General features: G+C 67.8%; 10 protein-coding genes and 2 rRNA genes. 7 read left to right on the forward strand and 5 right to left on the reverse strand.

What is annotated here, in order from left to right; all coding sequences use genetic code 11:
* Nucleotides 1–28 precede the first annotated feature (28 nt).
* A complete protein-coding gene (locus tag AC1AYR_RS10965; RefSeq protein WP_476511837.1) occupies nt 29–1654 on the reverse strand; it encodes an acyl-CoA carboxylase subunit beta in 1626 nt (541 codons plus the stop codon).
* Nucleotides 1651–3534, reverse strand: a complete 1884-nt coding sequence (locus tag AC1AYR_RS10970; protein ID WP_476511836.1) for an acetyl/propionyl/methylcrotonyl-CoA carboxylase subunit alpha — start codon at nt 3532–3534, stop codon at nt 1651–1653. The genes AC1AYR_RS10965 and AC1AYR_RS10970 overlap by 4 nt, the downstream gene beginning before the upstream one ends.
* Nucleotides 3535–3710: 176 nt before the next feature.
* Between AC1AYR_RS10970 and AC1AYR_RS10975 the strand changes: the two genes are divergently transcribed.
* Nucleotides 3711–4304 carry a biotin transporter BioY gene (locus AC1AYR_RS10975; RefSeq protein WP_476511835.1) on the forward strand — a complete coding sequence of 198 codons (594 nt, stop codon included), beginning with the start codon at nt 3711–3713 and terminating at the stop codon, nt 4302–4304.
* Between the two features lie 166 nt (nt 4305–4470).
* Here AC1AYR_RS10975 and AC1AYR_RS10980 read toward each other — a convergent pair whose 3' ends face one another.
* Nucleotides 4471–5352: a biotin--[acetyl-CoA-carboxylase] ligase gene (locus AC1AYR_RS10980; protein ID WP_476511834.1), complete on the reverse strand. Its 882-nt coding sequence runs from the start codon at nt 5350–5352 to the stop codon at nt 4471–4473.
* A gap of 153 nt (nt 5353–5505) precedes the next feature.
* Here AC1AYR_RS10980 and AC1AYR_RS10985 point away from each other — a divergent pair, with 153 nt between their 5' ends.
* The 6 genes from AC1AYR_RS10985 (at nt 5506) to AC1AYR_RS11010 (ending at nt 12399) form a co-directional block, all read left to right on the forward strand.
* Nucleotides 5506–7848 (forward strand): DUF6020 family protein, encoded by a 2343-nt coding sequence (locus AC1AYR_RS10985; protein WP_476511833.1) that lies wholly within the window; start codon nt 5506–5508, stop codon nt 7846–7848.
* An 85-nt stretch (nt 7849–7933) separates the two neighbouring features.
* The gene (locus AC1AYR_RS10990; RefSeq protein WP_476511832.1) at nt 7934–8215 is read left to right on the forward strand and encodes a hypothetical protein; all 282 of its coding nucleotides are present in this window, start codon (nt 7934–7936) and stop codon (nt 8213–8215) included.
* A 117-nt stretch (nt 8216–8332) separates the two neighbouring features.
* Entirely contained in the window at nt 8333–9547 is a 1215-nt protein-coding gene (locus AC1AYR_RS10995) for a hypothetical protein (protein ID WP_476511831.1), read from the forward strand.
* A 4-nt stretch (nt 9548–9551) separates the two neighbouring features.
* Entirely contained in the window at nt 9552–10214 is a 663-nt protein-coding gene (locus AC1AYR_RS11000) for an ATP-binding cassette domain-containing protein (protein WP_476511830.1), read from the forward strand.
* Nucleotides 10215–10246: 32 nt separating this feature from the next.
* Nucleotides 10247–11437: a hypothetical protein gene (locus tag AC1AYR_RS11005; RefSeq protein ID WP_476511829.1), complete on the forward strand. Its 1191-nt coding sequence runs from the start codon at nt 10247–10249 to the stop codon at nt 11435–11437.
* A 95-nt stretch (nt 11438–11532) separates the two neighbouring features.
* Nucleotides 11533–12399: a PucR family transcriptional regulator gene (locus tag AC1AYR_RS11010; RefSeq protein WP_476511828.1), complete on the forward strand. Its 867-nt coding sequence runs from the start codon at nt 11533–11535 to the stop codon at nt 12397–12399.
* A gap of 136 nt (nt 12400–12535) precedes the next feature.
* Here the strand turns inward: AC1AYR_RS11010 and rrf are convergent.
* Nucleotides 12536–12652: ribosomal RNA gene (gene rrf, locus AC1AYR_RS11015) — 5S ribosomal RNA — on the reverse strand.
* A gap of 178 nt (nt 12653–12830) precedes the next feature.
* Nucleotides 12831–13096, reverse strand: a 23S ribosomal RNA gene (locus AC1AYR_RS11020); the annotation flags it as partial.

Raw genomic sequence — 13096 nt, forward strand, 5'->3', positions numbered from 1 at the left:
CTTCTGTTGCGTAAGTCTGTTGTGCCGGTCAGAGCGGCTGGTTGCCGTGGTGCTTGTCGTTCGCACGCACACGCCGCTTCGTGGCGAGCGTGGCGAGCGAGGCGACGATCGCCTCGCGCGTCTGCTCGGGGTCGATCATCGCGTCGATCTGCCCGAGTTCGAGCGAGAGGTTCGCGTTGACGGTGGTCTCCTCGTAGTCGGCGATGTACTTCGCGCGCAGCGCCTCCACGTCCTTGCCGGACGCCTTGGCCTTGGCGAGGTCGTGGCGGTGGATGATGTTCACCGCGCCGGCCGCGCCGAGCACCGCGATCTGCGAGCTCGGCCACGCGAAGTTCATGTCGGCGCCGATGGCCTTGGATCCCATCACGATGTACGCGCCGCCGAACGCCTTGCGCAGCACGACGGTGACGAGCGGCACCTGCGCGTTCGCGTACGCGTAGATGACCTTCGCGCCGCGGCGGATGATGCCCGCGTGCTCCTGTTCGGCACCGGGCTTGTAGCCGGGCGTGTCCACGAGCGTGACGACGGGCAGGTTGAACGCGTCGCACAGGCGCACGAACCGGGCGATCTTCTCGGAGGAGTCCACGTCGAGGATGCCGGCGTTCACGTTCGGCTGGTTCGCGACGATGCCGACCGGCCGGCCTTCGACGCACGCGAATCCGACGAGCGCGGACGCGGCGAACAGCTCGTGCACCTGCACGAACTCGCCGTAGTCGACGATGCAGCGGATCACGTCGAGCATGTCGTACGGCTGGCGGTCGTTGTCGGGCACGAGCGTGGCGAGTCGTTTCGCGGTCTCGCGTTCGGCGCGCGTGGCGGCGTACGCGTAGACCGGCGGCTGTTCGTCGCAGTTGGACGGCAGGTAGGCGAGCACGGTGCGCGCGTAGTCGATCGCGTCGGATTCGTCGGCGCCGAGGTAGTGCGCGACGCCCGACTTGCGGTTGTGGACCTCGCCGCCGCCCAGGTCGGCCATCGAGATGGTCTCGCCGGTCGCGGCCTTGACGACGTCCGGTCCGGTGACGAACATGTCGGAGTTCTCGCGCGTCATGATGATGAGGTCGGTCAGGGCCGGACAGTAGACGGCGCCGCCCGCGCAGGGCCCGAGGATGAGCGAGATCTGCGGCACGTAACCGCTCGCCTCGCACGTCTTGCGGAAGATGCGCCCGTACTGGGTGAGCGCGGCGACGCCCTCCTGGATGCGCGCGCCGCCCGAATCGACGATGGCGACGATCGGCACCTTGAGCGCGATGGCCATGTCCATGAGGTGGCAGATCTTCTCGCCCTCCGCGGTGCCGAGCGTGCCGCCCTTGACGGAGAAGTCCTGCGCGTAGACGGCGACCTTGCGCCCGTAGACGAGACCGAAGCCGCAGATCACGGCCGCGCCCGCGTTCCCGGCGTTGATGTCACCGCCCTGGAAGCGGCCGATCTCCTCGAAGCTGCCGGTGTCGAACAGCAGGTCGAGGCGTTCGCGCGCGGTCTTCTTGTGCTTGGCGTGCTGCTTGTCGCGTGCGCGACGTTCGGCGTCGCGTGCGAGTTCGGCGGCCTTGACGACGGCCGCGCGCAGCGGCTGCCGGCCGTTCCCGGCGGCGACGCCGCGCTCGCCGCCCTGCTTCACGGCGTCGCGCACGGCGGGCAGTTCCACGATGTCGGTCATTCCGCGGCCTCCTTGTCCTTGTGGTCCACGTCGCCGGCCGAGCCGGACGCCCCAACCACGTCCAGCGTGACCAGCGTGTCGCCGGCTTCGACGCCGTCCGCCGGGCCGACGAAGATCTTCGTCACCGTGCCCGCGGCCGGCGCGTACACGTAGTTCTCCATCTTCATCGATTCGAGCACGACGATGAGGTCGCCCTTCGCGACGTCCTGGCCTTCGGCCACGTTGATGCGCGTGACGACGGCCTGCATCGGCGCGGCGATGATGCCGGACTTCGCGCCGTCGTCGACCGGCCCGCGCGTCGTGCCGGCTCCGGCGTGCGCGCCGGAACCGCGCAACGGCTGCGTGGGGCGTTTCGCGCCGCGCGCCCGTGCGCCGCCGGTGAGGTTTTCGACGATGTCGAGCGGCACGGTGAGTTTGACGCGTTTGTCGTTCATTTCGATGACGAACGTCTCGGACGCGACCTTCGCGTCCGCGCCGGCGGCACCGGCGAGCGACGCCGGCTGCCCGCCGCGCGCCGCGTTCGCCTCACGGTCGAGATACGTGCGTTCCAGCCATTTCGTGCTCACGTCGAACGCGTGGCCGTGCTCGGCGGTGAACGCGTCGTCGCGGAAGATCTCCTTGAACAGCGGGATCGGCGTCGGCACGCCCTCGATGACCGTCTCGTCGAGCACGCGGCGCACGCGCGCCACGGCGGCGGCGCGGTCCTGCGCGGTGACGACGACCTTGCCCATCATCGAATCGAACTTCGGGGAGACGGTGTCGCCCTGTGCCACGCCCGTGTCGATGCGCACGCCGGGGCCGGACGGCCACACGATGCGTTCCAGCGTGCCGGAGGACGGCGTGAGGTTCGTGGCCGGGTCCTCGGAGGTGATGCGCAGTTCGAAGCTGTGGCCGCGAGGCTCGGGCGCGGGCGTGAGATGACCGCCGGCGGCGATGTTGAGCTGTTCGCGCACCAAGTCGAGACCGCACACCTCTTCGGAGACGGTGTGCTCGACCTGCAGGCGCGGGTTCACTTCGAGGAAGTAGACCTTGCCGTTCGGCGTGACCATGAACTCGCAGGTGCCGAGCCCCGTGTAGCCGACCGTTTCGAACAGGCGGCGGGAGTATTCCTTGAGCGTTTCGGTCACCTTGTCCGTCAGGAACGGCGCGGGCGCCTCCTCGACGAGTTTCTGGTTGCGCCGCTGCAGCGAGCAGTCGCGCGTGGAGTAGACGGTGAAGTCGCCGTGGGAGTCGCGCCCGGACTGCGTTTCGACGTGACGCGCCTTGTCGATGAACTTCTCGATGAAGTATTCGTCGAGGTCGCCGCCTTCGAGCGCGTCATGGTTCGTGTAGAAGCGGCGCAGCTCCTCGTCGTCGCGCACGACGGTGATGCCGTGCCCGCCGCCGCCGTCCGTGCGCTTCATCATGATCGGGTAGCCGTGCGTGTGCGCGAAGTCGAGCAGTGTGCGGATGTCCTTGACCGATTCGGACAGGCCGGGCACGGGCGGCACCTTGGCGCGCATCGCGACGCGGCGCGCGGTGATCTTGTCACCGAGCTCGGTGAGCGCGGTGTGGTGCGGCCCGACCCAGATCGCGCCGGCCTGTTCGACCTTGGCGGCGAAGGACGGCACTTCGGACAGGAACCCGTAGCCGGGATGCACGGCATCCGCGCCGGAGCGCTTCAGGATGTCGATGAGCAGGTCCTCATTGAGGTAGGTGTCCTGGTAGGTGTCGCCGGGCAGCAGGTACGCCTCGTCGGCCAGATCGACGTATTGCGACCCTCGATCCTGCTCGGCGTATACGGCCACCGTGACGATGCCCATTTCACGCGCGGTCCTGACCACGCGCAGAGCGATTTCGCCACGATTGGCGATCAACAGTTTATTGACGGATTGCCCCATAGCGTCAGATTCTGCCCTCCAAAACTGACGTTTTCAATCAAATCGTCTACAAATTACGGCGTCATCTTTTGTTACCTTCCACAAACGTCACCGTAGCCTGACGGTTTTATGCTCAGTGTCAACGTCCGACGGGCAGGCACGCCCCGGCCGTACTCCTCGAGAAGGGAACCATCATCATGCAGTCCAATACCCCCACGCAGGCCGCCAAGTCGCAGGCCACCCCCGTACTTCGCCGCATCGCCGCCGTCTCCTGGAAGCCGGCGCTGTTCGCCGTGCTCATGTGGGTCTCCGCCGCCGCGGGCGAGATCCCGGTCCCCGGCACGCCGGTGCCGATCACGCTGCAGACGTTCGTCGTGATGCTCGCCGGCCTCATGCTCACGTGGCGTCAGGCGGGCGCCGCCGTCGCCGCGTATCTCGCGGCCGGTGCGGCGGGCCTGCCGGTGTTCGCCGGCGGCGCCTCCACGATGGCGCTCGTCGGACCGAGCGCCGGCTTCCTGCTCGGCTTCCTGCCGGGCGTGGTCGTCATCGCCCTGCTCAAGGGCAAGGCAGGCACCGGCGCCAAGGCGACGTTCCTCACCGCGCTGCGCTACTTCGCAGCCGCGATTCTCGGCGGCGTCGCGGTCGTCTACGCGTTCGGCTTCCTCGTCCAGTCCGCGCTGACCGGCGCTCCGATCGCCGCCGTCGCCATCGCCTCGATGGGCTTCGTGATCGGCGACGTCGTCAAGGCCTCCGTCGCCTCCCTCGTCGCCGCCGGCCTGGCCCGTCTGTGAGCGCCCTTGGTTCACGATTCCCGACCTGCTCGAATCGTGAACCAAGCCCATGTTCGTTCGAACATGGGCTTCCTTGATATTTCGCCGTTCTCACGCACTCCGCGTGTGCGAGAATGCGCGTTTCCGGTTCACGATTCTCCCGTACGGGAGAATCGTGAACCGTTCATCATTGCAGCAAGCCCACTTCGCTGGCGAGGAGGGCGCGCACTTCACCATCCCTCGTACGCACGCTGATCGACGCGTCGTCGTTCAACGCGACCACCTCGCCGTGTACGGCGCTGCCGTCGATGAGCTGCGCGTCGACGGTGCGTCCCATCATCCAACACACATGGCGCATCTCGGCGCGCAGACGTCCCGCCTGCACGAGCGGCGCGGCGATGAACGCCTCCAATCTCGACCGCATCGACTCGACGTACCGAGCGATGATGAGGTCACGCAATTCGTCGACCGGCGGCAGCGGCCCCACGTTCATCTGCAGCGACGTGGCCTGGGCCGTGGGCAGATGGTCGGCCGGCATGAACAGATTCAATCCCGCGCTGAACACGATGGCCCGGCGCTCAAGATCCCCGTGTAGGGGCATCACCTCGGCGACCGTGCCACCCAACTTCAAGCCATGGCAGTACAGGTCATTCGGCCATTTGAGCTGGAACCCGCACTCATCGTCGTACGGGCGGGCGCCGCAGTCGTCGACCGCCCCCTCCAACGCGTCCAGCAGGGAGAGTTCGGCGATCATCGCCAGCCATCCGTTGACCATCTCATCGTCCGCGACGCTTTCGGGAATCACGCTCACGAACGTCGCCGCCAACGATTTGCCCGGCGCCATGATCCACTGACGTCCGAACCTGACCAGCGCGTTGCTCAGATAGTCGGCGGTGATCACAGTGACCGGCAGCTCCCCCTCGCCACGCTCCAGCACGACCTCGCCACGCTCGAGCATGCGCCGTGCCTCGGCGTGCGTCGAATCCATATCCGCGACCGATACGACCTTGTCCGCGGTGCGCCTCGTATTCTCCAGCTCCGATGCTGCGACCTTCAACAGTGAAATCATGCCCACCACCATACGCCCCGCCTACCCCAAGCCCTCCCGCCACGCATCCGCCCGTCTCCCTCTGACGAGGGAGACACCAGCGAAGCCGGCGGAGGGAGAGACGGTCGGCGCAACCGACCGAGTGAGGTGAACGCGATTGTAGAATACCGTCCTATGAGTGACGTCACAGCGAATCCCCCCACCACGACGGCGAGCGCGACGGGCGAGGCCACGGCATCCGCTTCCGTACCGCGCCGCGGCCGCATCATCGACCGCATCGGTTCGACGGCACGGTGGACGCTGGCCGTGGCGGCGGTGCTGTGGCTCTCCTGGTGCACGGCCGTCGGACCGCTGTACTGGGCGGATTCCTCGATCGCCTCGTTCAATTGGCTGAACGCACTGTACGGCATCCTCGCCTTCGTCATCTACATGGCCATCATCGTCGTGCTGGTGCGCGTGGGCAGGCAGGAACCGCCGCTCGGCTGGCATACGGACCGTGCGACCGGCGAGCGCACGCCGCGGCGCATCCTGCCGGAACGGCTACGCCGGCGTCACTCCGGAATCCCCGCCGACACGGAATCCGGCGACGCCGTCCCGAACACCACAGCCGACTCCGACGGCACCACACCCAAGGCCCTCACGCCATCCGCAAAGGATCCCGACGCGGCTTCGACGGTCCCCCGCCGCGCGCGGTGGTGCGCCCGCATACGCACGACCGCGGCGCACGCGCACGCGTTCCTCTCCCGCTGGATCGTGCGTCTCACCGACCGTCGCTGGAAGCTGTGGACCGTCTTCCTCGTCGGCTGGCTGTGGGCGCCGGCCACGCTGCTCGCCGCGTTCGGCGCGGATCTGCGCAGCCAGGCGCGCGAGTTCAGTTGGGCGTGGAACCAGTGGACCGGCTTGAAGCAGCCGTACATCGGCTTCTTCTCGTTCGCCCCGATGGACATCTACCCGACCGCCCACTACCTGTGGCCCGCCGACCCGACGTATCTGACCGACCAGCACAACATCGTGCTCACTTTGTTCTACGGTTCGACGATGGCCGCGAGCCGGTACCTCACCGGGTCGAACGATTGGGGCGTGATTGCGCTTGCGGCCGCCCAGTTCCTGTTCGCCGTCTGCTGCACGGCGGCGACCGCGCACCGCTTCCTCAACCTGCCGTGGATGCGCCGCACCGACGTGCGCACGGCCCGACGCGACTTCGCGCATCCGGAGCGCGGCAGCCGATTCCGCCCGCGCGCGTTCGCCCGTCCCGAACGCGGCGTGCGCCCCGCACTGCCGCCAGAGGCGGCGCATGCGGGCGTGCGGCTCGCGGTGGTCGTGTTCTTCCTCGTCTGCCCGCTGGCCGTGTTCTCGACGATCTCGCTGACGAAATCCCCGCTGTTCGCGTTCGCGTTCCTCTGGGCGTTCGGCTTCTGGTACGAGCTCCACGCCCTCACCGACGCCTCCCGCTCATCCCCTTGCTCCCCACGAGAAGCCGCCTCATCCCCTTGCTCCCCCCGGGAGGGGGAGCTGTCCGCCACAGGCGGACTGAGGGGGTCCCGCATCACCAAGCCCCGCATCCTCCGTCTCCCCCGCCGCACGCTCGTCGCGTTCACGGCGGCGAACGCCGTCATGCTAATCTCCGCGAAGTACGCGTGGTACGTGCTGCTCTTCGAGTTCGTGCTCGCCATCGCCGCCGACCGCCGACGCTGGGCCACCTACGTGGTCGCGATCCTCCTGCCGACGATCCTCATCCACGGCGGTATCTCGATGGCGATCTCGTCGGGCGCGATCATCGGCGGAGACCCGATCGAAAGCCACGGCGTGCAACTGCAGATGATCGCCCGCGTCGCCGAACGCGCACCGGAGACGATCCCCGAATCGGCGCGCGAGGAGCTCGCGCCCGTCTTCAACCTCGACCAGATGGCCGACGCGTATTTCCCGCAGGACGCGGACCCGGTGAAATCCTCCGGCATCCAGTCGAAGAAGGTGAGCTACCGTTGGCGTTCCGTCAAACCCGACGACATGAAGAACTTCAACAAGGCGTGGCTCGAGATCGTCAAGGCGAACCCGGTGGTGGCGATGGACGCGCTGATGGCGAAATGCTACGGCTACTTCGACATCGCGGATCTGCCGTACGTGTCGATGAACTACTACGTGGACAGTGACTACGTGCAGAAGAACTCGACGTGGCTCAGATACGTCAACCATGATTGGCGCGAACGCGTGGCCACGTTCGCCGACTCGTGGGGCGCGATCCCGGTGCTCGGCTGGGTGACGCACGGCAACTTCTATGTGATCCTGACGCTGCTCATCGGCGCGGCCGAGGTGATCCTGAAGCGGTGGCGCTCGCTCGCCTGGCATCTGCCGCTGCTGCTGCTCATGGGCGTGATGATCACCGCGCCGGCGAACAACTTCGAACGCCACATGCTCCCCGTCGCCTTCTGCTTCGCTTTCCTCTGCCTCACCTTCCACCGCGATTCGCGCAGCACGGGCTCCGACGCCACCGTCGCTGCCGTCGGAGCCCGCCCATAGGCGCATAGGCATATCCGCGTGCCGGGCCCGTCCGTCGTCCTGTGGATTACATCTTCGCTTCCCGCTACGTCTCCCGTCTGCGAACATGGTCTTGCAACGAAGCATCACGGGAAGCGGGCGGAACATGGGCATCACCTCCTCCGACGGCGCGGCCATCCGAGGTCTGGTCGCTTCGGTCCAGATGAATCCGGACAACAAGGACATCCGCAAGACCATCGTCACCTGTCTCATCGAGCAGGGGCTCGTGGATGGCGGTTACACGGTCAACGACTATGACACCGATCTCGCCGACCAATCCGGTCCCTTCTCCGCGGAGAAGAGCAACGATACCTCCTACCAAAGCAAACTTCGCCAATGTCAATCCTGACCGGCTAAGCCGGCCGGTCAGGAGATGATGTCGTCCTCCGGATGACGTATCCCCTCCTGGTGGACACCCGGAACGCCATACAGTGGAATCGACCACATCAGCAAGGAGGCACCCACGATGCGCAGGAAGACGACCTCCAAGACCTCCTCCTCCGTCACCACGTCCAAGCCAGCCCGCGCCGGCGTCACCGTCTCCGTGATCGTCCTGCTGGCGGCGCTGCTGCTGTCGACGGGCGTGGCCGGCGGGTTCCTGCTCACCCGCTCGCGCATCCCCCAGTCATTGGAATCCTCCACGCCTGCCGGTTCGATGACGGTCGCGTCCACCCGCTTCGACGATTCCCGTTCCGTCCAGCTCACGCTGACGCTCGGCGCCTCCGCGACCGTCACCTCGCCCGTATCCGGCACGGTCACCTCGTCGGATTGCGCGACGAACGCGACCGTCGCATCGGGAAGCACCCCGATCGCCGTGGACGCCGTCCCCCTGCTCGCGCTCAACACCGCCACCCCGCCGTACCGCCGTCTCGCAAGCGGCACGCAGGGACCTGACGCCCGCGCGCTGAACGACGCATTGCGCACGCTCGGCTACGCCGCCCCCGATTCCGACTGGTTCGTCTGGGATTCGATCGTCGCCTACAACACGCTCGCCGGCGACGTGGGCGCGCGCCGTATCACGAAAGACGACGGCTGGGCCATCGACCCCTCGTTCTTCATCTGGCTGCCCGCCGCCGCCGTGACCGTCGCCGACTGCAGGATCGCGGTCGGCCGGCAGGCCACGCAGGGCGCGGACCTGTTCGCCACGTCCGGCGCGCCCGTCAAGGCCACGTTGCCCGTATCCCAGTCCGGCTCGCAATCCGCATCCCAATCCGCATCCACGCAGTCGTCGGGCGCGGTCGCCGGCGACCATATCCTCACCGTGAACGGCCAGGATTTCCCCGTCGCCGCCGGCACGACCGAACTCACCGACGCGGCGGTGCTCGCCGCGATCGCCGCCAGCACCGAATACCGCCTCGCCTCGCTCGGCGGCGGTTCCGGCACCGGCGGCAGCGGCGGCGCCGGAACCGGCACCGGCGGCGGCACGGGAACCGGCGAAGGCGGCACGCTCCAGGTCTCGTTCACGTGGCGTCTCGCGAATCCGATCGAGTCGATCACCGTGCCGCCGTCCGCGCTCTACCGCATGTCGGGCGGCACCGCGTGCGTGAGCGTCAAGGGCGAGCCCACGCCGGTCACGATCATCGCCTCGCAGCTCGGCAAGACGATGGTCTCGCCCGACGGCGTCGACCCGTTCACCACGGTCGACGTCGCCCCCACCACCAGCAAGCCGTGCCGGGAGTAGCGCCATGAACACCGATACCAGCGACGTCACCGACACCACCGCCTCCATCACCCCCGCGAAGCGCGTCGTCCTCACCGACGTGGGCCATACCTTCGATCCGACCGGCGAGGACATGCTCTTCCGTCATCTCACCGTCACGCTGCTCCCCCGGCACGTGTACGCGCTCACCGGTCCGTCCGGCTCCGGCAAGTCGACGCTGCTGTCGATCATCGCCGGCTGGACCGCGCCCGCGCAGGGCACGGTGGAACGCATCGGCTGCGACCGCGTCAACTGGGTGCTGCAGAACCCGCACGGCGTGGCCCGCCGCAGCGCCCTCGACCATGTGGCGCTCCCGTTCATCGCGCGCGGCGAGAACCGTCACGACGCCGAATCGCACGCGCTGGACCTCCTCTACGCGTTCGGTCTCACGCGGCTCGCCTTCAAGCCGTTCAGCGACCTGTCCGGCGGCGAGGCGCAGCGGCTCATGCTCGCCCGCGGCGTGGCCAGCGGCGCCGACCTGATGCTCGTCGACGAGCCGACCGCCCAACTCGACCTCACCACCGCCGCCACCGTGAACGAGCGTCTCCACGCGTTGTCGCTCGGCGGCGCGATCGTCGTGGTCGCCACGCACGATCCGCGTACACGCGACGCGTGCACCGACCTCATCGACCTCGGCGACTGGCAGTGACCGGCCGTAACCGGCAGCAGGAGGGCATCATCATGAACGAGCCGAAGCAGTCGCGACGACAACCGCAAAAGCAGACACGACGGTCACGCGAGCCGTCCCGTCCCCGCATGCGTCTTGCCGGCATCCTCGACGAGGCCGTGCGCAATCTCGCGACCGGCACGTCGCACGCGTGCGGGATGGCGATGACGCTCGCGCTGCTGATGCTCCTGTGCGCGGGCGCGGATCTCATGGCGGTCACGCGGATCCAGCGTGAGGCGGACGCGTTCGTCGCCGCGGGCGGCTCCACCACCGTCATCACGTACACGGGCCGCATCGACGGCACCGCGTGCGACCGTCTCGCCTCGCTCGACGGCGTCATCGCGGCCGGTGCGACGCGCGCCTCGCAGACGAAACTCACGTTCGCCGCATTGCCGTCGACCGGCGTGCCCACGTATGAGGCGACGCCGGGCGCGATCGGCGTGTTCCGCAACAGCACGACGGGCGGGCGCGCGGCGCGGCCCACGACGTTGGACGACGTGAACGGCGTATGGCTGTCGGGCGAGGCGGCGGCGCCGCTCGCCGCCCGCGCCGGCAGCCGTCTCGCGTTGCGCGACGAGCGGACGCTCGACGTCGCCGGCGTCTACGAGTGGCCGGACGACGGGCGGCAGAGCGGCTACTCGTATGCGGCGATCACGCCCGTCCCCGCAGGCTACGGCGGCCTGTTCGACCAATGTTGGGTGAAATCGTGGCCGGTTCCGGAGAACATCGAATCGTTGCTGCGCGTCACGACGGTCGGCGATGCGACGGGCACGCAGGAACGTCCGATGGTCTCGCAGTTGAACACGTCGCTCGGACGCACGTTCGACACGGCCGCGATGTACCGCGGGCGCCTCACCACGTGGGCACCGATCGTGGCCGGCATGGGCGCGCTGCTCGCCGGATTCGTCTCCGTGTGGCGGCGACGGTTGGAGCTCGCGTCCGCATTGCACTGCGGCGTGCCGAAACCGGCGATGGTCGTGCAGATCCTCGTCGAGACGGCCGCGTGGGCGATCGGCGCGACGCTGATGAGCGTGGCGGAGTTCACATGGACGTGGTTGGAGAACACGGCCACCGACGCGGCGGTGCTTACCACCGCGCTACTGCGCGTTCCGGCAGCCGGATATGCGGGCGTGATGACGGGCGCGTTGATCGGCGCGCTCCTGATCCGCGAACGCCACCTGTTCCGCTACTTCAAGACCCGCTGACCGCCGATTCCCTGCGTCCCCTTTCAGGGGGAGCTGTCGGCCGAAGGCCGACTGAGGGGGTCCTCCCCCGCGCCCGCACTCACTACACTGGAGACATGACTGATTTCCTGGACCTGCTGACGAGCGCCGCCGAAACCGACGATGGTGACGGTTCGGCCCGCGCCCGCGTGGAACGCGTCGCGTTCGAATCCCTGACGTCCGGACTGTCCGACGATCGCGTCGCATCGTTGCTGCGCGTGCTCGGTTTCGACGGCGGATTCGCGTGTTTCGCGATCGCGGGACGCCCTGCGGCCACCGTCGAGGCGACGATGCGCGGCGTGGCGAAGGCGGTCGTCGATCTGGGCGGCGGCCTGCCGCTGGTCGGCGTGCGTGACGGCGTGGTCGCCGCGCTGATCCGCGTGGAGGCGGCGGTCAGCCCCGACGTGACGTGTACGGCGGTCGTGGGCGCGTTCGATGTGACGATGACGCCGTTGTGCCTCGGACCGGTGCGTCACGGCGTGTCCGGTGCGAAGGCGACGTTGGTCGCCGCGTTGACGACGTTGCGTGCGGCGCCCGCGCTGGTCGGGCGGCCTGACGCAGGAGAGCCGGCCGCGGATGCGGCGAAGTCCGGTGCGATGACGACGCTCGCGCGCAAACGGATGCTCACGCCGCTGCGTGCCGAGGATGCGCTTCCGGAACGCGCGCTGCTCGGCGATGATGATGCGCAGCGCGAACTCGTGGATGTGGTGTACGGTTCACTGGTCGGCCACGGCGCCGACGATCCGACGATGATGACGGTGTCCACGTTCCTCTCGTCCGGAGGATCATTGGAGACCACGGCGCGCACGCTCAACGTGCATCCGAACACGGTGCGCTACCGTCTGAAGCGCGCCGCCGATACGACCGGCTGGGACGCGACCAACCCCCGTGAGGCCTATGTACTGACCACCGCCATAGCCTTGGGACGCATCAGCGTCAGGTAACAGGGGGCTGAGGGGGCGGGACGGGACCACCCCCGCCCGCTTCGCGGGAGCCCCCGTCGGCGGGGGCGTGTTCGGTGTGCGTATATGCGAAAAGGCCCTTGGGAGCTGTGCTCGACCAAGGGCCTTCCTACGTGTAATGCGGCGGCGTGCTACTCTCCCACATCCTCTCGGGTGCAGTACCATCGCCGTGCCAGGTCTTAGCTTCCGGGTTCGGAATGGGACCGGGCGTCTCTCCTGGGCTATGACCGCCGCAAATCTTCAATTGTGGGGCGAGGCGTTCTCGCTGCCTCGTGTGTCCCCTCGGGCTGGTGGTTTGGGGACCGGATGGTGGACGCTTATGTTGATTCGTGTTGTGACGTGTCACGGTTGCTCCGTGTCGCGTGTGATTCGCAGAAAGAGTGGTTGATGCCGTCCCCTCGGTTGAGGGGATTGTGTGTGTCGCGCTTCCCCGTTAGTACCGGTCGGCTCCACCCCTCGCGGGGCTTCCACGTCCGGCCTATCGACCACGTGTTCTACATGGGGGGTCTCAGAGTCCGTAGACTCCTGGGAATACTTATCTTGGAGCGGGCTTCCCGCTTAGATGCTTTCAGCGGTTATCCCTTCCGAACGCAGCCAACCGGCGGTGCCACTGGCGTGACAACCGGCGTACCGGAGGTTCGTCCACCCAGGTCCTCTCGTACTATGGGCAGGTCTCCTC

The organism is Bifidobacterium sp. LH_417, from assembly GCF_056357035.1.